Annotated in this window: 20 protein-coding genes; 8 read left to right on the top strand and 12 right to left on the bottom strand. The window is 72.1% G+C overall.

The genetic code is table 11. The features are described 5' to 3' along the window. Nucleotides 1–25: 25 nt before the first annotated feature. Together ACWCQS_RS12295 and ACWCQS_RS12290 are read left to right on the top strand one after the other, a co-directional pair. The gene (locus tag ACWCQS_RS12295; RefSeq protein WP_451004366.1) at nucleotides 26–751 is read left to right on the top strand and encodes an SDR family NAD(P)-dependent oxidoreductase; all 726 of its coding nucleotides are present in this window, start codon (nucleotides 26–28) and stop codon (nucleotides 749–751) included. Nucleotides 752–851: 100 nt separating this feature from the next. Then, a complete protein-coding gene (locus ACWCQS_RS12290; RefSeq protein WP_451004365.1) occupies nucleotides 852–1,889 on the top strand; it encodes an LLM class flavin-dependent oxidoreductase in 1,038 nt (345 codons plus the stop codon). Nucleotides 1,890–1,966: 77 nt separating this feature from the next. Here the strand turns inward: ACWCQS_RS12290 and ACWCQS_RS12285 are convergent, their stop codons facing one another. The 5 genes from ACWCQS_RS12285 to ACWCQS_RS12265 form a co-directional block, all read right to left on the bottom strand. Beyond that, nucleotides 1,967–2,383 (bottom strand): PPOX class F420-dependent oxidoreductase, encoded by a 417-nt coding sequence (locus tag ACWCQS_RS12285; protein ID WP_451004364.1) that lies wholly within the window; start codon nucleotides 2,381–2,383, stop codon nucleotides 1,967–1,969. A 69-nt stretch (nucleotides 2,384–2,452) separates the two neighbouring features. Further along, nucleotides 2,453–3,403 carry an aromatase/cyclase gene (locus ACWCQS_RS12280; RefSeq protein WP_451004363.1) on the bottom strand — a complete coding sequence of 317 codons (951 nt, stop codon included), beginning with the start codon at nucleotides 3,401–3,403 and terminating at the stop codon, nucleotides 2,453–2,455. 91 nt (nucleotides 3,404–3,494) lie between these two features. Continuing rightward, on the bottom strand, nucleotides 3,495–3,755 hold the full coding sequence (locus ACWCQS_RS12275) for an acyl carrier protein (protein WP_388630105.1): 261 nt from the start codon (nucleotides 3,753–3,755) through the stop codon (nucleotides 3,495–3,497). An 83-nt stretch (nucleotides 3,756–3,838) separates the two neighbouring features. Further along, nucleotides 3,839–5,071 carry a ketosynthase chain-length factor gene (locus ACWCQS_RS12270; protein WP_451004362.1) on the bottom strand — a complete coding sequence of 411 codons (1,233 nt, stop codon included), beginning with the start codon at nucleotides 5,069–5,071 and terminating at the stop codon, nucleotides 3,839–3,841. Further along, the gene (locus ACWCQS_RS12265) at nucleotides 5,068–6,336 is read right to left on the bottom strand and encodes a beta-ketoacyl-[acyl-carrier-protein] synthase family protein (RefSeq protein ID WP_451004361.1); all 1,269 of its coding nucleotides are present in this window, start codon (nucleotides 6,334–6,336) and stop codon (nucleotides 5,068–5,070) included. Before ACWCQS_RS12265 ends, ACWCQS_RS12270 begins: the two co-directional genes overlap by 4 nt. 296 nt (nucleotides 6,337–6,632) lie before the next feature. Here ACWCQS_RS12265 and ACWCQS_RS12260 point away from each other — a divergent pair, with 296 nt between their 5' ends. Then, nucleotides 6,633–7,820, top strand: coding sequence for an acyl-CoA dehydrogenase family protein (locus ACWCQS_RS12260; protein WP_451004360.1), 1,188 nt, complete (start codon nucleotides 6,633–6,635; stop codon nucleotides 7,818–7,820). Between the two features lie 423 nt (nucleotides 7,821–8,243). Here ACWCQS_RS12260 and ACWCQS_RS12255 read toward each other — a convergent pair whose 3' ends face one another. Then, the gene (locus ACWCQS_RS12255; RefSeq protein WP_451004359.1) at nucleotides 8,244–8,930 is read right to left on the bottom strand and encodes a TetR/AcrR family transcriptional regulator; all 687 of its coding nucleotides are present in this window, start codon (nucleotides 8,928–8,930) and stop codon (nucleotides 8,244–8,246) included. A gap of 65 nt (nucleotides 8,931–8,995) precedes the next feature. Here ACWCQS_RS12255 and ACWCQS_RS12250 point away from each other — a divergent pair, with 65 nt between their 5' ends. Both ACWCQS_RS12250 and ACWCQS_RS12245 read left to right on the top strand, forming a co-directional pair. Beyond that, nucleotides 8,996–10,450, top strand: coding sequence for an MDR family MFS transporter (locus tag ACWCQS_RS12250; RefSeq protein WP_451004358.1), 1,455 nt, complete (start codon nucleotides 8,996–8,998; stop codon nucleotides 10,448–10,450). 22 nt (nucleotides 10,451–10,472) lie between these two features. Beyond that, entirely contained in the window at nucleotides 10,473–11,348 is an 876-nt protein-coding gene (locus ACWCQS_RS12245; RefSeq protein WP_451004357.1) for an NmrA family NAD(P)-binding protein, read from the top strand. 449 nt (nucleotides 11,349–11,797) lie between these two features. Here the strand turns inward: ACWCQS_RS12245 and ACWCQS_RS12240 are convergent, their stop codons facing one another. Continuing rightward, nucleotides 11,798–12,424 (bottom strand): hypothetical protein, encoded by a 627-nt coding sequence (locus tag ACWCQS_RS12240; protein WP_451004356.1) that lies wholly within the window; start codon nucleotides 12,422–12,424, stop codon nucleotides 11,798–11,800. A gap of 346 nt (nucleotides 12,425–12,770) precedes the next feature. Here ACWCQS_RS12240 and ACWCQS_RS12235 point away from each other — a divergent pair, with 346 nt between their 5' ends. Beyond that, nucleotides 12,771–13,208, top strand: a complete 438-nt coding sequence (locus ACWCQS_RS12235) for a DUF2267 domain-containing protein (RefSeq protein ID WP_451004355.1) — start codon at nucleotides 12,771–12,773, stop codon at nucleotides 13,206–13,208. Nucleotides 13,209–13,670: 462 nt separating this feature from the next. On the opposite strand, the gene ACWCQS_RS12230 is transcribed toward ACWCQS_RS12235, so the two are convergent. Then, nucleotides 13,671–14,123: a YbhB/YbcL family Raf kinase inhibitor-like protein gene (locus tag ACWCQS_RS12230; protein ID WP_451004354.1), complete on the bottom strand. Its 453-nt coding sequence runs from the start codon at nucleotides 14,121–14,123 to the stop codon at nucleotides 13,671–13,673. Nucleotides 14,124–14,235: 112 nt separating this feature from the next. Between ACWCQS_RS12230 and ACWCQS_RS12225 the strand changes: the two genes are divergently transcribed. Then, a complete protein-coding gene (locus tag ACWCQS_RS12225; protein WP_451004353.1) occupies nucleotides 14,236–14,532 on the top strand; it encodes a hypothetical protein in 297 nt (98 codons plus the stop codon). Nucleotides 14,533–14,604: 72 nt separating this feature from the next. On the opposite strand, the gene ACWCQS_RS12220 is transcribed toward ACWCQS_RS12225, so the two are convergent. Continuing rightward, nucleotides 14,605–15,624 carry a sigma-70 family RNA polymerase sigma factor gene (locus tag ACWCQS_RS12220; protein WP_451004352.1) on the bottom strand — a complete coding sequence of 340 codons (1,020 nt, stop codon included), beginning with the start codon at nucleotides 15,622–15,624 and terminating at the stop codon, nucleotides 14,605–14,607. 198 nt (nucleotides 15,625–15,822) lie between these two features. Here ACWCQS_RS12220 and ACWCQS_RS12215 point away from each other — a divergent pair, with 198 nt between their 5' ends. After that, nucleotides 15,823–17,154 (top strand): erythromycin esterase family protein, encoded by a 1,332-nt coding sequence (locus tag ACWCQS_RS12215; protein WP_451004351.1) that lies wholly within the window; start codon nucleotides 15,823–15,825, stop codon nucleotides 17,152–17,154. A gap of 23 nt (nucleotides 17,155–17,177) precedes the next feature. On the opposite strand, the gene ACWCQS_RS12210 is transcribed toward ACWCQS_RS12215, so the two are convergent. The 3 genes from ACWCQS_RS12210 to ACWCQS_RS12200 form a co-directional block, all read right to left on the bottom strand. Next, nucleotides 17,178–17,432 (bottom strand): hypothetical protein, encoded by a 255-nt coding sequence (locus ACWCQS_RS12210; RefSeq protein WP_451004350.1) that lies wholly within the window; start codon nucleotides 17,430–17,432, stop codon nucleotides 17,178–17,180. Nucleotides 17,433–17,464: 32 nt separating this feature from the next. Continuing rightward, complete coding sequence (locus tag ACWCQS_RS12205; RefSeq protein WP_451004349.1) at nucleotides 17,465–17,851, bottom strand: DUF2267 domain-containing protein; 387 nt, start codon at nucleotides 17,849–17,851, stop codon at nucleotides 17,465–17,467. Between the two features lie 266 nt (nucleotides 17,852–18,117). Beyond that, the gene (locus ACWCQS_RS12200; protein ID WP_451004348.1) at nucleotides 18,118–19,263 is read right to left on the bottom strand and encodes a baeRF2 domain-containing protein; all 1,146 of its coding nucleotides are present in this window, start codon (nucleotides 19,261–19,263) and stop codon (nucleotides 18,118–18,120) included. Nucleotides 19,264–19,322 lie beyond the last annotated feature (59 nt).

Genomic DNA, 19,322 nt, shown 5'->3' with positions numbered 1-19,322 from the left:
TTCCTGTCCCACAACGGAGGTGCACATGACCGACAAGCCCGTCGCCCTCGTGACCGGGTCCTCCTCCGGCATCGGTGAGGCCGTCGTCCGCAGGCTGTCCACCGCCGGGATGCGCGTGGTCGTCAACTCCGCCCGGTCGGCCGAGGCCGGGCGAAAACTCGCGGAGTCTCTGCCCGACGCGCTGTACGTACAGGCCGACATCTCCGCGGAGTCCGACGCCCGGCGGCTGGTCGCCACCGCGGTGGAGCACTTCGGCCGGCTGGACGTCCTGGTGAACAACGCGGGCACCACCCGCCGTATCCCGCACGCCGATCTGACCGCCGCCACCCCGGAGATCTGGCGCGAGATCCTCGACGTCAATCTGATCGGCACCTGGCAGACCACGGTGGCCGCCGTACCCCACCTGACGGAGTCGGCGGGCACCGTGGTCAACATCTCCTCGATCGCGGGCAGCAGGCCCGCGGGCAGCTCCATCCCCTATGCCGTGAGCAAGGCGGCCATCGAGCATCTGACGCGCCTGCTGGCCGGCGTGCTCGGCCCCCGCGTCCGGGTGAACGCGGTGGCTCCCGGGCTCATCGAGACACCCTGGACCAGGGACTTCACCGACATCGCCCAGCACGTACGGGAGACCACCCCGCTGCGCCGCGTCGGGCTCCCCGACGACGTCGCCGAGGCGGTGCTCGCCATGGCCGGTGCCACCTACACCACCGGAACGGTGCAGCTGGTGGACGGCGGCGCCCACCTGATCTGACGGCCTGCGGGCCGTGCCACCGGCCGCGGGACACCTCCCGCGGCCGGTTCGTCCTCTTGCACAGGGTCTTTGCCCTCCCCAGGTCCGAGGAGACACCGTCATGAAGCTGGGAGCGAATCTGGTGTACCAGGGCGCCGGCGAGCTGGCCCGCGCCGCGGAACACCTCGGGTACGACGTGGTGCTGGCGCCCGAGGGCTACCGCTCGGACGCCGCCAGCGTGCTGGGACTGATCGCGGGACGGACCGAGCGGATCGGGCTGGCCTCCGGTGTCATGCAGATCCCCGCGCGGCCGCCGGGCCTGGCCGCGCTGACCGCGGCGACGCTGGACGCGCTCAGCGGTGGCCGGTTCCGGCTCGGGCTAGGCGTGTCCAACCCCGATGTCTCCGACGGCTGGTACGGAGCCCGGTTCGACCAGCCCCTCGCCCGCACCCGCGAGTACGTGGAGATCGTCCGCAGGGCGGTGGCCGGAGGCCCGGTGGAGTACCAGGGCCACCACTTCCGGCTCCCCGCCTCCGGGCCGGGCGGCGGGGCACCGCTCCACATCCTCACCGAGTCGCCCCGTCCGCGCATCCCCGTCTACCTGGCCGCGGTCGGGCCGAAGAACCTGCGGCTGGCCGGCGAGATCGCGGACGGCTGGATCGGCGTGTTCACCTCCCCGGAGGCGGTGGCCAAGTCGGTCACCGAGATCCGCGCCGGACGCGAGCGGGCCGGCGCGGACATGGCGGGCTTCGACGTGCTGCCGAGTCTGCCGACGGCCGTGGCCGACGACGTGGGCTCCGCCGCGGACGCCCTGCGCTCCCACTACGTCTACATGCTCGGCATCGGCGATCCCGACCGGAACTTCTACTGTGCTATGGCCCGGCACATGGGCTTCGAGCGGGAGATCACGTACCTGCGCGAGCGCCTGGCCGCCGGAGACCGGGCCGGCGCGGGCGCCGCCGTGCCGCTGGAGTTCATCGACCGCACGGCGCTGCTCGGCCCCGTGGCACGGCTGGCCGAGCGGATGGTGGCCTATCGGGAGGCCGGGGTGACCACCCTCGGCATCATGGTGTCGGCCGCGGCCACCTCGCCGGCCGGCCGGCTGCGTCTGCTGCGACAGGCGGCCGAGGCGCTGGAGCGCTCGGGCGTAGGGGACTAGCGCGCGCATACGGCGAAGGGTGCCGACCACATCGTGCGGTCGGCACCCTTCGCCGTATGCCGGTTCGCCGGATGGCGTCAGGCGGACGGCCGCGCGGGCACGTTGCGCTTCTGCATGCCCGGGTGGTCCGGATCGATGCCCCAGCTCAGGATGCGGCGCGGGTACACCCTGATGAGCTCCTGGCTGAAGTGCGCCTGGGCGGGCGTGTGCCCGGAGATGGCCTCGGCCCGGCCGCGGATCTCGATGCCGCGTACCGTCCACGGACGGGCGGAGACCAGGTCGTCGATGACGAAGGCCACCTGCGGATTGCCGAGGATGTTCTTGAACTTACGGCTCTCCGCGAGATTGCGGCCGCCGATGTCGAAGGTACCCAGCTCGGTGTTGTACCGGAACGAAACGGGGTTGTTCTGCGGTGCGCCCTTGCTGTCGACCGTCGACAGGCGGCCCAGGTACTGGCCGTTCACATAGGCCAGTTCGGCCTCGGTCAGCGACACGGCGATGGCTTCCCTTCCTGGTTCACTGCGGTCCTGCTGCGGTCCTGCTGCGGTTCTTCGCCGGCGCCGTCAGCGGCCGGCCGGTGCATCGGCGTTCCCGGCCGCGGAGGCCAGCGTGGTACGGCTGTTGCGGCCGAGGGCGTCACGTACATGGGCCCGGGCCTCGGCGAGGGTGGTGCCCGCACCCAGCACCTCCTCCACGGCCGCGGGGTTCAGCACGACCGTGTGCCGTGCCGTGACCGAGCTGCCGTCCGGCCCGTACGCGAACGTCCACAGGCCACTGTGCCCCAACAACAGCTTCGGCGTCCGGCGTTGCTTGTACGCGATCCACTGCCCGCTCTCGCAGATGCGCACCGAGCTGGTGGTGTGCGCGGCGCCGTCCGAGGTCACCGTGTCCATCTCCAGCTCCTGGACGCCCGGCTCGGCCTCGGTGAGCCGTACCCGGGACACGTGCGGAAGCAGGTCGGCCCAGCGGTCCGCCCGGTACACGAAGTCGTAGGCGGACTTGACGTCGGTGGCGAGCCGCACGGTGTCCGTGAAGGAGAAGACGACGTCGCCCACCGGGTGGCCGGACTCCGCCGTGCGCGCGAGCGCCTGGAGCTCCTCGGGACTGTTGCGGTCCAGTGCCTCGCTGATCCACCGCACCGTCTCCGGCGCGTCGTCGACCGCGGTGAAGTCGTGCCGGAGCACGATCTCGGTACGGTCGCCGTGCAGCGAGCGGAACAGCCACTCGCCGCCCATGGAGGCGATCGGCGGCCTGCTGTGCTCCTGCCGGAAGGTGATGCGCAGCCCTTCCGGGTCGAAGGTGCGGCGCGACACCCAGCTGGTGACCTGCCCGCTCACGAGAGCCCAGATCCGGAACCGCTCCGCACGCTCCTCGCGCTCCAGGTGGTGCACGTGCACGCTGGGGCCGAAGACGGCCGGCCAGCACGTCACATCGGCGACCAGCTCGTAGAGGACGTGCGGGGGAGCCGCGACGACGACGGTGTGCTCGGTGCTGTGCTGCCTGCCCTCTGCCATGGTGGGTCTCCTCGGCTGATCCATGCGGGAAGTGGACCGGTGCCGCCGTCTCGGGACGGCGGCACCGGTGGGTCTGCGGGGCGGGACGGGATCACGCCGCGGCCGTGATCCCCTCGTTCACCAGGGTGAGCAGCGCCCGGGGCGTCTCCACGTCGGTGATCTCGTCGTCGGGGATGCTCACGCCGAATTCCTGGTTGATCCGGGCCGCGGTCTCCATCAGGGCCAGCGAGTCGTAGCCCAGCTCCTCGAAGGACGCGTCGAGCACGTCCCCCTCGGGGGCGCCGAGGCCGTCCTCGGCGCCGGCGCACTCGACGAGGATGCGCCGCAGGTCGTCAAGGGTCATGGTGGTCATGAGATGTCTCCTGGGTATTCGGGTGACCGGTTGTCAGGCGTGCGGGACGCGATCCGCGGGGAGCGGCCGGGCCGTGGTACCGCTCAAGATCGGGGAACGGCGCGGACGAGCACGGCCGCGTTGAAGCCGCGGTGGCCTCGCGCCAGCACCAGCGCGCTGCGCACGGGCCGTTCCCGCGGTTCCTCCAGGACGAGGTCCAGTCCGTACTCCTGCGGCACGTCCGAGGTGTTGCCCGTCGGCGGGATCACACCGTCGCGGATGGACAGCAGAGCGGTCGCCACATCCAGCGGGCCACCGCCCGCGTGCAGCCGTCCGGTCAGCGACTTGGGCGCGGTGACCGGGACGCCGCCCGGACCGAAGAGCTCGCGGATCGCCGCGGCTTCCGCCCGGTCCAGCTCCGCGCTGCCCGCCGCGTCCGCGAAGACCACGTCCACGTCGGCCGACGCGACACCGGCGTCGGCCAGGGCCGCCTCCGCCGCCCTGCGCAGCCCCGGCGGACGGCCGGAACCGGGCCGGGGGTCGAAGGTCGCGGCATACCCGGCGATCTCGCCGTACACATCGGCGCCCGTGACGCCCCGCTCGCGCGCCGAGTCCGCGTCCTCCACCACGAGCAGGGCACCGCCTTCTCCCGGGACATGGCCGCACGCGCGAGCGTCGAAGGGCAGATACGCGCCGTCCGGGTCGGGCACGGTGCTCACCCGTCCGCCGGCCAACTGGGAGACGTACCCCCAGGGGTCGAACGCGGAGTCGACACCACCGGTGACGACGAGCCGGGTGCCGCGCCGGACGGTACGGCGGGCATGACCGAGCGCGTCGAGACCGCCCGCCTGCTCCCCGACCAGGGCCGCGCTCGGCCCGCGCATCCCGTTGCGGATGGAGATCTGACCGGTGTTCACCGCGTAGAACCAGGCGAACGACTCGTAGACGCTCACGAACTCCGGCCCCTGGCTCCAGAGTTTGCGGAACTCGTGATGGGTGAAGTCGAAGCCGCCCAGGGCGTTGGACATGACCACGCCCATGTCGTAGTCCGCCAGGGTCTCGGGGCCGACACCCGCGTCGGCGAGCGCCCAGTCGGCGGCCACCAGGGCGAGGCGCGTGGAGATGTCGGTCTGCGGCAGCAGCCGGCCCGGCAGATGCTCCTCGGGCCGGAAACCGGTGATCAGCCCGGCGAGCCGTGCCGGATAGCGCGACGTGTCGAACCGGGTGAGCTCGCCGATCCCGTTGCGGCCGTCGAGCACGGCCTTCCAGTACTCCTGCGTCCCGAGGCCGTTGGGCGCGGTCACCCCGATCCCCGTGACCACCGCTGCGCCGCTCATGCGCGGGCTCCTTCCGGACGCCGGAGCACCATGGCGCTCTGGAACCCGCCGAATCCGCTGCCCACCGTCAGCACGGTGTCCACCCGCTGTTCGCGCGCGGTCAGCGGGACATAGTCCAGGTCGCACTCCGGGTCGGGCTGGTGCAGATTGGCCGTGGGCGGGATGACACCGTGCTCGATGGCCAGGGCGCAGGCCGCGATCTCGATGGAGCCGATGGCGCCGAGCGAGTGACCCACCATGGACTTGATGGAGCTGACCGGAATGTCGTAGGCGTGCTCGCCGAGGCTCCGCTTGAACGCGGCGGTCTCGTGGCGGTCGTTCTGCTTGGTGCCCGAGCCGTGCGCGTTGATGTAGTCCACCGCGGTGGGGTCCAGGCGCGACTCGTCCAGCGCCGTCCGGATGGCCTCGGCCATCTCGCGGCCGTCCTTCTTCAGCCCTGTCATGTGGTACGCGTTGCAGCGCGTCGCGTATCCGGTCACCTCGGCGTAGATCCGGGCGCCGCGGGCCCGGGCCGCCTCGTACTCCTCCAGCACGAACATCGCGGCGCCCTCGGCCAGTACGAACCCGTTGCGGGAGCCGTCGAACGGCCGGGAGGCGTGCTCGGGATCGTCGTTGCGGGTGGTGGTCGCCTTGATGGCGTCGAAGCAGGCCACCACGATCGGTGAGATGGGCGTGTCCGTGGCACCGGCGACCATCACGTCGGCCGAGCCCTCACGGATCAGCTGGACGGCGTAGCCGACCGCGTCCAGACCCGAGGTGCAGCCGTCGGAGACCATGGTCACCGGCCCCTCCGCGCCCACCTCCCAGGCCACCTCGGCGGGCATCACGCCCGGGCTGAGGTAGTCGAACATGTGGGACGAGAGATAGGCGTGGTCCACCAGCCACTCCCGGCCGGCGTCCGACATCACCAGATACTCGTTCTCCAGGCTGGTCGCGGACGCCACCGCGCTGCCCAGGGCGACACCGATCCGCTGCGGATCGCCCGCCCGTGTCTCCAGCCCGCTGTCCACCACGGCCTCCCGCGTACAAGCGACGGCGAACTGGGTGGCGCGGTCCATCCGGCGGATCTGCCGCGGGCTCAGACCTTCCGCCCCGGCGTCGAACACCACCTGGCCGGCGACCTGGGAGCGGAAGGGGCCGGGGTCGAAGAAGTCGATCCGCCGGGTGGCCGTACGGCCCGCGGTCAGCAGATCCCAGAACTCCTTCGTTCCGGTCCCACCGGGCGCACGGACACCGATACCTGTGATCACGACGCGCCGGGTCACCGCACACCTCCGGCACGACGGGGTTCTTTCGAGCAGACCATCGCAGTGCGTTCCTTTCGCCTGTGCCCGACGGGGTCCTCCACCGTCGGCGGTAGGGCAACGCCGCCCGCGTCGAGCAGCCTGTGCCGCGCGGCTCGAGCCCGGCTCGAAACCGGGTGGTAGCGCCCCGCATTCCGGCGGCCCGCCGAGGGATTCCAGCGGTCGGCGAGGCAGTCTCGAGCGGACCGGACGACCGTCGTCCCACAGGAGCGGGCTCTACGGCGCGTCCCCGCCGCCGTCACGAGGAGGGATTCCTGATGGAACGCCGAACGAACGAGGAGGCGTCACGGCCGGCCGACGGCGCCGTCGCCGCGCTGGCCGAACTCGCCGCCGCGCACGCCGCGAAGGCGGAGCTCGACCGCCGGCTGTCCCCCGAGACGTACGAGGCGATCCGGGGCGCCGGTTTCGCCCGGCACTTCGTGCCCGCCCGCTGGGGTGGCAGCGAGGGAACCTTCGACGACCATGTGCGCGATGTGGCCGCGGTCGCCGAGGGGGACCCCTCGGCCGCCTGGTGCGCCTCCATCGCGGCCACCATCGGCCGGATGGCGGGATTCCTGCCCGAGGAGGCGCAGCGTGTCATCTGGGGTGAGGGTCCGGACGTCTTCCTCGTCGGGGCGCTGCTGCCCGCGGGCACCGCGGAGCCCGTGGCAGGCGGCTGGCTGCTCAGTGGCCGCTGGCCGTACATGAGCGGGGTCCACTTCTCGGACCACGCCATGCTGTGCTGCCCCGTGCCCCTGGCCCGCGGTGGCAACGAGGTGCGTTTCCTGCTGGTGCCGCGGGCGGCCTACACCGTCGAGGAGAGCTGGTTCATGACGGGTATGCGGGCCACCGGCAGCGACACGCTGGTGCTGGAGCCCACCTTCGTACCCGTCGAGCACTCCGTGGCGCGGCACGATGTGATCTCCGGCCGGGCTCCGGGTTCGTCGCCCGCCTGCCACGCGGTGCCGCTGAAGGCGGTGAGCGGACTCTCCTTCGCCGCCCCGGTGCTGGGCGCCGCCCGCGGTGCGCTGGCCCAGTGGACGGCCAAGGTCGCCCAGAAGCGGGCGGCGCCGTCCACCAACCGGCTGCTCGGCGTCAGTGAGGCCGCCACCGACGCCGTGCTGGCCCGCACGGCCGGGCAGATCGACGCGGCCCAACTCCTTCTGGAACGCGCGGCGAAGGAAGCGGACCGAGGCGGGATCACCCCGCTGGCGGCCGCCCGCGCCCATCGGGACCAGACCCTGGCGGCCGACATCGTGGTGACCGCGGTCAACGAGCTGTTCCGCAACGCCGGAACCAGCGGCGCGAGCGAGACGGGCTCCCTGGCCCGCTTCTGGCGGGATGCCAACACCGGCGCGGCCCACGCGATCCTGCAGTTCGAGCCGGCCGCCCGTGCCTACGCGGAACTGGCCTTGGCCGACGCGGGCATGGGGCAGGGGGCTGACATCCGGGGCCGGGAGGGGTGACAGGGGCCGCTCCAGGTGCGGCTGGAGGCGGCGCGGGCGGTGGAGGTGGGTCGGGGCGCATGCCGGGCTCGTGCGGTGGAGGCGGGTCCGGGTGCGACCGGGCGGGCGGCGGAGGCGGCTCCGGACCTGCCCCGGCCGGAGAGGGCGGAGGCCGGCTGGGAGGTGCGGCTGGAGGCGGCGCGGGCGGTGGAGGTGGGGCGGGGTGCGGCCGCTGCTCGCCGTGGTCCGTCTGCGGCGCGCCGGTCGGCGGGGCGTTCCTCCGGGTGTGCTCCAACGAGACCCTGAGCGGAGGGCGTTCGCGCCGCGTGGTCCGGCGGCGCGCTCGCCGGCCCGGTGCGGAGTCCCACGGTGTGCTCGGAGCGCGCCTTCGTACGAGTTCTTCCCGCGGTGCCCTTGCTACGGCGCTACTTCCCGCGGCGTGTCCTACTCCGCGCCGCCGTCCTCCCCGGCACCGTCCGTTCCTGCTCCGCCCGGGGCCAGTTGGCGGACGAGGTCGCGAAGGCCTCGTTCGTAGCGTGCGCGGAAGTCCGGGTCGTCGATGTCGGTGCCGAACAGCCGGCGTGCCATGTCGGGGAACACCACGGGAGCCGCCACCGCGCCGAGCAGCACCAGGCGGAGTGAAGCCGGGTCGAGACCGGGAGCCACCTCGCCTTCCTCCTGACGGCGGCGTACGCCGGACAGGTCCTCGGGCTCGGCGGGAGGCCGGGCGGCGGCGGAGTCCTGTGGCTCGGAGAGCCCGCGCCAGGCGAGCAGCCGCATGGGGCGCGGATCGCGGAGCGCGTCGTCCAGGTACCTGGCGGCGAGTTCGGCGAGCGGCAGCGACTGGTCGGCGAAGGCCGCCTCGCGTTGCAGCCAGGCGCGCTGCACCGCCAGGTACAGCCCCTCCTTGCTGTCGAAGTGGTAGTTGACGAGGTCCTTGCTGACACCCGCGCGTGCGGCGATGTCGCGTACGCGGGCCCCCGTGAAGCCACGGGCGGCGAACTCCTCCAGGGCGGCATCGAGCAGGGCCGTGCGGGTGCGCTCGGCGTCGACTTGCCGGTCCTCGGGGGTCCGGGCACGCCGTGGCGTGCGACGGGGCGAGGCGGCGGAGCGGGAATCGGCGGTCGTCATGGGGCCAAGATTACGACTTAGACAGACGTTTGACATCGCTCGACAGTTGTCTAACAATGGGCGGCATGAGCGCTGTCCCCACGCAAGGCACCGCACAGGCCACCGCACCGGTGCCCTTCTCACCCGCGTTACGACGCGCCATAGGCGTGATCATGATCGGCGCGTCGCTCTCGTTCCTCGACTCCACCGTCGTCAACGTGGCGCTGGACACCGTCTCCTCCGACCTGGCCGTACCGCTCACCGATGTGCAGTGGACGGTCACCGCGTATCTGCTGGCCTTCGGCGCGGTCATCCCGGTGACCGCCTGGGCCGCCCAACGGCTGGGTGCCGCGCGGCTCTACCTCGTGTCGCTGCTGGTGTTCACCGTCGGTTCCGCATGCTGCGCGCTGTCGGGCAGCATCGGCCAACTGGTGGCGAGCCGGGCCCTGCAGGGCCTCGGCGGCGGGGCGATCATGCCGGTCGGCACGATCATCTGGACCCGCATGGCCGACCGGTCGCAGATGGCCCGCGTGATGAGCATGGTCGGCATTCCGATCGTGCTCGCCCCGATGATCGGCCCGCTCATCGGGGGACTGCTGGTCAAGGGGGCGGGCTGGCAGTCCATCTTCTGGATCAACATCCCCCTGGGCCTGGTGGGCGCCGTACTCGCCCGGCGGCTGCTGCCCCGTGACCGTGGCTCGGACGCCGGGCCGCTGGACATCCCGGGCCTGGGGCTCGCCGCCGGAGGACTGGTCGGACTGACCTACGGCCTGGCCGACATCGGCACCCGGGCCGAGCTCACCGCCCGCTCGATCGCCGTGCTCGTGGCCGCGGTCGTGTTCCTCGCATTGTTCGTCGTGCGCTCGCTGCGCGTGCCCCATCCGCTGCTGGACATGCGGCTGTACGCCAACCGGCTGTTCAGCGCCGCGGCACTGACCATGTTCAGCCTCGGTGTCGCCCTGTTCGGCGGCATGATCCTGCTGCCGCTGTACTTCCAGATCGTCCGCGGCGAGGACGTCGTCAGCACCGGGCTGCTGCTGGTGCCGAGCGGAGTCGGCGCCCTGGCCGCCAACCGGCTGGCGGCGCCACTGACGGACAAGCTGGGCGGGGGAACTACCGCACTGCTCGGCGGCGTCATCGCCGCGGTCTGCACGATCCCCTTCCTCTTCCTCACCGCCGACACCTCCTATCCGTTGCTCGCCATCGCCATGGCCACGCGAGGAGCCGGCATCGGTCTGTCCCTCACCCCGGTGATGACCTCCGCCTACCGCACACTGCCGCCGCAGAAGATCAAGGACGCGACACCTCAGCTCAACGTCCTGCAGCGGGTGGGCGGTTCGATCGGCACCGCCGTCCTCACCATCGTCCTCTCCCACCAACTCGCCGGCCGGGTACGCCCTTCCGGCCGGGCCCAGGCCTTCGGGGACACCTTCGGCTGGGTCATCGTCGCCGCCGTCATGGCGATCGTCCCCACGGTCCTGCTCTTCGTCACCGAGCGGGCACAGCGTGAGGCCTCCACCGCACACGACAAGCACTCTTGACCACGTTGCACAAGGAGTACGCATGACCACGGTTCTCGTCATCGGCGCCACGGGCAAGCAGGGCAGGGCGGTCACCGAACTGCTGCTGCGGCGAGGCCATGACGTTCTCGCCCTGACCCGCGACACCGGTTCCCCCGCGGCCCGCGCGCTGGCCGACCTGGGCGCCCGCCCGGTCGCCGGCAGCCCCGCGGACGCGGAGGCACTGTCCAAGGCCGTCGCCGGCGTGGACGCGGTGTTCGGTCTCTCACTGCCGTTCGGCCCCGGAGGCAAGGAGCAGGAGGTCGCCCAGGGACGGCTGTTGGTCGACACCGCCGCGCAGGCGGGCGCGCACCTGGTGTACTCCTCGCTGCGCGGAGCCGACCGCATCGTCGACAGCCAGGTCGCCCATGCCGGCAGCAAGCAGCAGATCGAGGCGTATCTGCGGGAGAAGGACGGGCTGCGCGCGACCGTCCTCGGCCCCGTCTACTTCATGGAGAACATGCTCAACGTCAGGTTCAACGGACTGGCGGGCGGCCGGCTCGCCATGCCGCTGTCGCCCGGCAAGAAGCTGGACCAGGTGACAGTGCTGGACATCGCGGGCCTGGCCGTGCACGCCATCGAGAACCCGGAGGACCTCGCCGGCAAGCGGATCGACCTCGCCTCCGACAGCGTCACCGGGACGGAGGCCGCGGCTGCGCTCGGCGCTGTGCTCGGCAAGGAGATCCCCTACCACCAGATGCCGATCGAGCAGGTGCGGCAGTGGGCCGGCGACGAGGTCGCCGCAATGTTCCAGCGCTTCGAGGAGAACACCCACTTCGTGGACCGGACGGCGCTGCGTGCCGCCTATCCGGAGGTGTCCTGGCACACCTTCGAGCAGTGGGCCCGCACCGTGGACTGGGAGCAGTTGCTGCAGGCGTAAGGGCGCAACCCGATGGCGGCGCCGCCGTCCCGGACGGTCCGGGACGGCGGCGCCGCCACGAGTTCCCACGCGAGCTCAGCCCGCCTACGGAAACCGGTACTTGCCGTATGCCTCCACCTCCGCCTCCCTCCGGGAACGCGCACCCGTGAGCGACAGATCCAGGATGTGGCCGAAGAGCACGGCCTGAGTCGTGAAGGCGAGGGGGTCGGACCTCGGTTCCCGAGGAGCGCGAGGCGCGTCGGGACGTCGACGAACGACACCGAGGTCGAACGCGGTTGTCGAGAGAGCGGCTTTGTCCTGCATGCTGACGCACCACCATCCTGCTGGTCCGGACGCCGGTCCGTGCCCGGCCCGTCACCGGCAGCGTTCCAGCCAGGCCTCGAGCGACACTGAACCGTCGGTGGACCGTTCCTGTCAGCGATGGGCACCCGGCGTACAGCGCGGGTCCTTCAGGTCACCGGACGCCAGACGATGTCGTCCCGGGCGGAGAGTGCCGCGACCGCGTCGGCGACGTCGATAGGCAGCGGCATCGGACAGCGCCTGCGGATCTGGCTCAGTTCCCGGTGCGAGCGGACCAAGCCGGCGAAGTCGCGTGGGTATGCGGCGGCGTCCACGCCGGTCAGAAGTCCGATCTTGCCTGCGCGGGCGGCCGTACGCTGCCAGGCCTGTGCGTCGGCCGGCCCGATGGAGTCGGTGCCGTGGCTGAACAGCAGGATCCGGATCTCGTCGAACGGGGCGGAGGCGTCCAGGTAGGACTCGAGGCCCGCGCGGGAAGCCTCCGTGCCGAAGACGGTCCAGTACGGTACCGACCCGGTGCGCAGCGTCCACCAGGGTTCGAGCAGGAGGAACGACTCGACGAGGAGTCGCCCGGTGGGCAGGCCGCGGTCGGCGTACCAGGATCGATAGAGGTCGGCCACGGCGGGACTGAGCCGTTGTGGCGTGCCGAAGCGCAGCAGATGGGCATCGGGCCGGTGCCGTCCGGCGTAGGCGCGGATGTCGTCGAGCAGCGTGGCATCAAGGCCCCATTCCGCCTCCGGGCTCTCGCCGTCGGCGGCGGGCGGGTCCCAGCGGCGCACCGGGGCGCCGTAGCGGGCGAGCAGGCCGGCGACGCGGGGACCGCCGTGGCGGTATTCCTCGGGCGTGGCGTCGCCGAGGGCGCCGAACGGGAACAGGTACCGGTCGTCGATCCTGGTCGTGGGCCAGCGCAGTGTGCAGTCGACGCGTGATCCGTTGCAGGATCCATGCCTACCCCGTGATGCGGAACGACGAGCACGGCAGCAGCACCGAGGCCGGGCGGCGTGAGCCTCGGCGCCGCCGTGCCCGTGTATGTGTCGGCCTCACGGGCACCCGTGGCAACGCGGCCCTCAGGGGTGCCGCTCGGCCCCCTCGGGCATGACCCCGTCCTCACCAGTGGGAGGCAGCATGATCACCCATCGGCATCTGGTGGAAGAGGTGGCGTCGCGGGCCCGGCTCGGCGACACGGAGGCCGCCGACGCAGCCGTGCACCTGGTCCTCGCAGCGCTGAGCCGCCGTCTGGACGCACCGCACCGTGAACATCTGCGCCAGGCCGTACCAGCCCATGAACGCGGGGCTCTGGTGTACGGCGCCGCCGAGGCGGACGAGTCCGCCATGCGGCTCGACGAACTGCTGGCCGATGTCGCCCGGCCGGTTGGTGCCACTCCGGAGCAGGCGCTGTTCCTGGCGCAGACGGTGGTCTCCCGTCTCTCGGCGGAGGACACGGACCTGGCGGCGGACCTGCGTGGCGCCCTGCCGGACGAGTTCGGCACGCTGTTCGCGGAGCCCGACCCGATGCCCGAGCGGCCCAGCCGTGCCACGGACGCACCCGGCCCCGCTCAGTGACGAGGAGATCGCCGCGAAACCCGGCAGCTTCAGCAGGTGGGTGCGGGTCCGCCGGCTGAGCGTGGCCAGACCGGGCAGCAGGCAGTCGGCCACGCCCATGCCCTGCACCAGGACGACCTCGGGCATCTGCGGCCGCGGTCGCCCGACGGCACGGCTGCGCATACGACCCAACCCCCCGTCGATGGGAGGAGATGTCGACGTCCTTGGGGAAGGGCGGGCCGGCCGGGTCCGGGGGAGTCACGGCACTTCACGCCACGGGCAGCGATCCGGTCGAGGAGAGGAACTCCTCCCGGCCCTGCCGGGGAAGCGGGGGCGCTGCCGGGGGACGGTGTCCGCGGGTGCCGCGTGTTCATGCCGTGCCTGGGCCCTGACCGAATCGCCGGACCTGGGCCCGGGGGTGCGGCGGGAGGCGCCGGGCACGGCCCAGCGCAGACGGGGGTGACGGGCATGCCGCCGCCGACGTCAGCGCTGATAGAGCCCGACGATCGTGCCGCTGGCCAGCTGCTCCCGGTCGAGGACGGCGTGGACGTCGTCGGCGCTGGCCCGGTCGGGCAGCGAGACCGGGGCGGGGAGGGCGTAGATCCGGAAGAAGTAACGGTGGGCGTCGTCGCCGACCGGGGGCTGCGGGCCACCCCAGCCCCGCTCCCCGAAGCCATTGCGATGCGGCTGGCTGCCCTGTGGTGTCTCGCCGGCGTCCAGGCCCCCGACATGGGGGTCGATGCCGGTGACGAGCCAGTGCACGAAGGTTCCGGACGGCGCGTCCGGGTCTTCGCACAGCAGGGCCAGCTCCGCCGCGTCGTCCGGTACTCCGGACCAGGCGAGCGGCGGCGAGACGTTGTCCGCGTCATGGGCATGGTGACGCGGGATCATGGTGTGATCACTGAAGGCTGCGCTTCTGAGTTCGATATCGGCCATGCGACCGGAGTACCCGGCGCGGGCAGGGACATACGGCCGAACCGCACGGGATGACCGGGGAGGCGCGGGGTACCCGCAGACTGACACACCCCCGTGCGAGGAGATGACTGGTATGCGGTTCATCGGACTGTTCCTTCTCGCGGGCGCGGGCGCCTTCACGGCCCTCGCGATCGCGGGCAACCTGTCCGGCGGGCCCGAGTACACGGTGTCCGTTCTCGATCACGACGTCGCCACCATGAGCGGCCTCGCCCTGTTCAGCTCCGGACTCGCGCTGGCGCTCATCTTCTGCATCGGCCTGGCGATCATGGTGAGCGGTGCCACACACACCGGTCGGCACCGGGGATCCGGGCCGCGCCGGATGCGGCACACGACGTTCGGTGGGACGGCGGGGCCCGACACCCGGGCGTGAACACCGTCCGCAGCCGGCAGCTCGAACCGGACCTGAACAGCGCCCGGAGTGGGCAGCCGGAGCGGTGTGCCGTCAGCTCGCCCAGTCCAGCAGGCGTTCGCCCGTCTCGGGCGCCTGCAGCCGGGTGAGCGACTGCTTCTCCAGCTGGCGCACGCGTTCCCGGGTCAGCCCCACCTGATCGGCGACCTGCTGCAGCGTCCGCGGATGCCCGTCGTGCAGCCCGTAGCGCAGGCTGAGGATCATGGCTTCGCGGGGTGCCAGCACGCCCAGGGCGTCCCTGAGCTCCTCGGCAAGCGCCCGGTACTCGGCGACCTGCGGAGCCTGGAGTACGTCGGTGGCCGGGATGAGGTCGCCGACCACGGTCTCGCCGGTCTCGTCCACCGGTGTGTCCAGACTCAGCGTCTGCCGCCCGACCCGGCGCAGCCAGGCGACCCGCTCCTCGTCCAACCCGCTCTCCCGGGCCACCTCGCCGTCCGTCGGCTCGTGATCGAGACGCAGCTGGAGTTGCCGTTCGACCTTCGCGAGCTTCTGCACCTGCTCCACGACGTGCATCGGCAGCCGCACGGTACGGGCGTGCTGGGCCAGTCCTCGTTCGATGGCCTGCCGGATCCACCAGGTGGCGTAGGTCGAGAACTTGAAGCCCTTGGTGTGGTCGCACTTCTCCACCGCCCGCATCAGCCCCAGGTTGCCCTCCTGAATGAGGTCGAGCAGGGGAGCGCCCCGGTGGGCGTGCCGTTTCGCGATCGACACCACGAGCCGCAGATTGGCCCGGATCATCTGGTCCTTCGCCCGCGTTCCCTCCCGTACGGCTGCCTCCAGTTCACGGCGCCGCACCGGTGAGAGGGCGTGCCCGCCGCCCTCCGCCCGCTCCAGTTCCTCGGCGGCGTGCACACCGGCCTGCATGCGCTGGGCCAGCCGTACCTCGTCCGCGGCGTCGAGCAGCGGGGTCGCGGCGATCCGGGCCAGGTACTGGCCGAGCAGATCCGGCTCGTCGCCGGTCTCCGGGACGCGGCTGCGCGGGCGTGCGGAGCGGGCGGCGGCACGGCGGCGCTCTCGGGGGTCCGCCACAGCGTTCTGTGCCGGGGCAGGCATCGTTCCGGCCTCCGACTTCTGTCGCTTCGACTCTGTGCTTCCAGAGGCGCTTCCCGAGCGCGGGTACCCGGCCGGAGCGTCAGGACACGCTCGCTCCGCGCGCGGCCGTTCCCTGGTGCGGGGCGACGCTCTGCGCACGCCGTTTCGGGCGCTGCGCTGCGGGAACCCGGTGCGGCATCCGCGGAAAGGGGAGCATCCGTGCCCGACACCGACCTGGACCGCATCCACAACCAGGCCCTGCCGCTGACCGACCCGGCGTCGCTGGACCCGCTGATGGAGCGCGTCGGCGACGCCCGCTACGTGCTGCTCGGCGAGGCCTCCCACGGCACCTCGGAGTACTACCAGCTGCGCGACGCGATGACGCGCCGGCTGATCGAGGAGAAGGGCTTCTCCTTCGTCGCGGTGGAGGGCGACTGGCCGGACTGCCAGGCCGTGCACTGCTCCGTCGTCGCGGCGCCGGGCGCGCCCGAGGACCCCGGCGAGGTACTGGAGGGCTTCAGGCGCTGGCCGACATGGATGTGGGGAAACACCGATGTGGCCGCCTTCACCCGGTGGCTGCGCCGGCACAATGAGGCTCTGCCGCCCGAGCGGCGCGTGGGCTTCTTCGGGCTGGACGTATACAGCCTGTGGGAGTCGCTGCACGCGGTGCTGGGCCATCTGCGCGAGCACGATCCCGGCCAGGTGGAGCGCGCCCTGGAGACGTTCCGCTGCTTCGAGCCCTATGCGGAGGATCCGCAGGCGTACCCGCTGGCCACCCGTTATGTGCCGGAGGGCTGCGCACCCCAGGTGGTGTCTCTGCTCACCGAGCTGCGGCGGCGGGCCGCGCAGACGGCGGCCGTGGACGGCTCGCTCGCGGAGTTCGCAGCCAGACAGAACGCCGAGGTGCTGGCCGGGGCCGAGGCCTATTACCGGGTCATGCTCGACAGTGGGCCCGAGTCGTGGAACATCCGGGACCGCCACATGGCCGACACCCTGGACCGGCTGATGGAGCATTACGGCCCCGACGCCAAGGCGGTGGTGTGGGAGCACAACACCCACATCGGCGATGCGCGTGCCACGGACATGGTCGACGTCGGCGAGGTCAACGTCGGCCAACTGGTGCGCGAGCGCCACATGGGACGGGGTGTGGTGCTGGTCGGGTTCGGCTCGCACTCCGGCACCGCGATCGCCGCGGACGCCTGGGGCGACGTTCCCAGGATCATGAGCGTGCCGCCCGCGCGCACCGGCAGCGTGGAGGATCTGCTGCACCGGGCGCTGCCCGGCGAGCGGGCGCTGTTCGTCTTCCCGCATGTGCAGCTCCAGCGTCCGCCCTCCTCCGGCCGGGGCGAGTGGTTCCACGAGGAGCACGGTCACCGAGCGATCGGCGTCGTGTACCGGCCGCAGTACGACCCCGTAGGCAACTACGTCCCCACGGTCCTGGGCCAGCGCTACGACGCGTTCTGCTACCTCGACCGCACCCACGCGCTCACCCCGCTGCACCCCATGGCCGTGGAGAGCCGGGAGGAACAGACCTGGCCCGCGGGCGTGTGACGCCCGCGGCGGCGACCGGGTGTCTACCACTGGCCCACGGCCATGAAGGTGCCCGGCCGGTGCACGCGGACCAGTTCGCCGGCCTCCTCGCGCAGCAGGCCGGCCGCCTGAGGCGTGCGCACCGGAACTGCCACACGCTCGGGCGAGTGGTGCCGGACCCGGCGCAGCGCCGCACGCGCGGTGGAGCCGGTGGCCGGTCCGTCGTCGACGACCTCGTACGGCCTACGCGGCAGTACCTCGACGAGCTGGGCCCTGTCCTGCTCGACGAGCCGCAGCACGCTCTGCCCGGCGAGAGGTGATCGAAGCCCGGTCAGGTCAGCTCGGGATGGCCGAACAGCGCGGCGTATCCGCTCGGCAGCAGGCTGAGCAGTTTGTGCAGCTCACCGCCCGACACGGTGTCGCCCACGGCGGTGAGGACCACTTCCGCGTCCCTGCGGGCGGTCGTCTCGTCCTCGGCGGCGGCCCGGGCCACCTGCCGGACGAATTCCTCCACACCCCAGGTCCGTCCGGTGTTGCCCACGCCGGTGACGAAATCGCCGATCTCCAGCGGCAGCTGATCCGCGAGATGATCCGCGGCGCTGGGCTGCAGCCGGTCGCCGAGCGTGCAGAGGACGGCTTCGGTGACGCGGGTTGCCTCGTCGAGGTCGCTGTATTCTCCGTGCTCCCGCACGGTGGCGAGGAATTCGGTGGACGTCATGATTCGCTCCCCGGTGGTGCTCCCTGCGGCAGGTTGATCAGCGCCGGGCCGAGATCGGGGCGGTGGGTCTCGGCCAACGAATGCAGGTGCGCAATGGGACCCTCCGACCCGAGGGAGGTCACCCGGGACGCTCCCGGTGAGTCCTGCACCCGCTGCCACTCCATGCGCGCCCGGGTACCCGCGCCGTATGGCACCAACCGCCCTCCGGCAGCGGCGACGCCGACAGGGCGCGGCGGTCCTCTGCCGGCCTGGTGGATCGACACGGCCTACTGCGGATCCTCGCCGGGCACAGCCGGATAGCGCAGCAGGACACCCAGTCCGTCGGTCACATCGATGCGGTCCGGCGGCAGCACGATCAGTTCGGCCCCGGTGCGGACGGCGGCGTACAGCAAGGCCGTAAGGGCCGGTTCCTCCTCGACGGCCGTCGCTCCGAAGGTCTCCAGGTCCGCGGCGGACGGCGCGATCTGCGGCGGCTCCCTGCCCAGCCACAGCCGCTCGGAGAGCTGGGCGCGGCGGTCGAGGAGGAGAGCTCGAGCCTGACCCTGTTGCAGAGCGCCAACGGCCGCTGCGACGCCCTCCGATTGCCCGGGGCGGCGGGCGCGTTGCGCCAGAAACGTGTCCAGCTGCCGCTGATCCGCCGCGTTCAGGCGCCCTTCCAGCACCCGAGCGGTGTGCTCCTCCAGCAGGGTCGGGCCGGCGGCCGCCTCCGGACCGGTGACGCAGTCGTCCTCCACGACCACCACCCGGTTCCGCAGCGAGTCGGGCCAGCGGTTCACGAGCATCCCCGACGCCCAGGCGTCCTCCCGGGCCCGGCACACCACGATCGACTCGGCACGGTGCCGCTGTGCGAGATCGCCGAGTTCCCGGGCGACTTCGGGGGCGGCGCGCCGCCATTCGCCGGCCGGAATCCGGTGACTCAGCCGGTGTTCCGGCCTGACCCTGCCGGTGGGCCACCGCCCGGCTCCCGAGACGACCAGCACGTAGTGGCCCGGGACATGGTCTCCGGTGCCATCGTCCAGGGCCCACTCGCCGCCGCAGGTGAGGGCCAGGGCCAGGTACGGAATGTCCGGCGCATGCTGTACGGCCAGCGGCGCCGCGTCGGGGAGTGCGTCGAGCCGGGCCGTGTCCCGCACGGGCGGCTCGGGCAGCTCCTCCACCAGGGCAAGGTGCCCGTGCGTCGCGAACAGCGCCTGACCGTGCCGTCCCGGCTGGACCCGATCCGTGCCCACGGCCACCGCAAGAGCGGAAACAGTGGCATGGTCCGCTCCCTGGGCCAGCAGGGCGTCCCGCTGATGCCGCCAGCGGAGATCGATCGCCCGGTCGGGATCGTCGATGTCCCGTGAGGTGTCGATATAGACACTGGCCCAAGGCCCGGATTCGGCGAAGAGCGGACCGAGAAACGCGAGCTTCACAGGCCCCGGGTACCCCCGGCACACGGGGTACTCGCTGGTCATAGCCTGCGCGGGGCGGT

This window comes from Streptomyces sp. NPDC002076 (assembly GCF_053593835.1).
This window is presented reverse-complemented; position numbering and strand designations above follow the sequence as displayed.

Excerpts from the sequence above, each read along its gene's own strand:
- ACWCQS_RS12295 (WP_451004366.1), top strand. The coding sequence starts at position 26 with ATGACCGACAAGCCCGTCGCCCTCGTGACCGGGTCCTCCTCCGGCATC.
- ACWCQS_RS12290 (WP_451004365.1), top strand. The coding sequence starts at position 852 with ATGAAGCTGGGAGCGAATCTGGTGTACCAGGGCGCCGGCGAGCTGGCC.
- ACWCQS_RS12280 (WP_451004363.1), bottom strand. The coding sequence starts at position 3,403 with ATGGCAGAGGGCAGGCAGCACAGCACCGAGCACACCGTCGTCGTCGCG.
- ACWCQS_RS12275 (WP_388630105.1), bottom strand. The coding sequence starts at position 3,755 with ATGACCACCATGACCCTTGACGACCTGCGGCGCATCCTCGTCGAGTGC.
- ACWCQS_RS12270 (WP_451004362.1), bottom strand. The coding sequence starts at position 5,071 with ATGAGCGGCGCAGCGGTGGTCACGGGGATCGGGGTGACCGCGCCCAAC.
- ACWCQS_RS12260 (WP_451004360.1), top strand. The coding sequence starts at position 6,633 with ATGGAACGCCGAACGAACGAGGAGGCGTCACGGCCGGCCGACGGCGCC.
- ACWCQS_RS12255 (WP_451004359.1), bottom strand. The coding sequence starts at position 8,930 with ATGACGACCGCCGATTCCCGCTCCGCCGCCTCGCCCCGTCGCACGCCA.
- ACWCQS_RS12250 (WP_451004358.1), top strand. The coding sequence starts at position 8,996 with ATGAGCGCTGTCCCCACGCAAGGCACCGCACAGGCCACCGCACCGGTG.
- ACWCQS_RS12245 (WP_451004357.1), top strand. The coding sequence starts at position 10,473 with ATGACCACGGTTCTCGTCATCGGCGCCACGGGCAAGCAGGGCAGGGCG.
- ACWCQS_RS12235 (WP_451004355.1), top strand. The coding sequence starts at position 12,771 with ATGATCACCCATCGGCATCTGGTGGAAGAGGTGGCGTCGCGGGCCCGG.
- ACWCQS_RS12230 (WP_451004354.1), bottom strand. The coding sequence starts at position 14,123 with ATGGCCGATATCGAACTCAGAAGCGCAGCCTTCAGTGATCACACCATG.
- ACWCQS_RS12225 (WP_451004353.1), top strand. The coding sequence starts at position 14,236 with ATGCGGTTCATCGGACTGTTCCTTCTCGCGGGCGCGGGCGCCTTCACG.
- ACWCQS_RS12220 (WP_451004352.1), bottom strand. The coding sequence starts at position 15,624 with ATGCCTGCCCCGGCACAGAACGCTGTGGCGGACCCCCGAGAGCGCCGC.
- ACWCQS_RS12205 (WP_451004349.1), bottom strand. The coding sequence starts at position 17,851 with ATGACGTCCACCGAATTCCTCGCCACCGTGCGGGAGCACGGAGAATAC.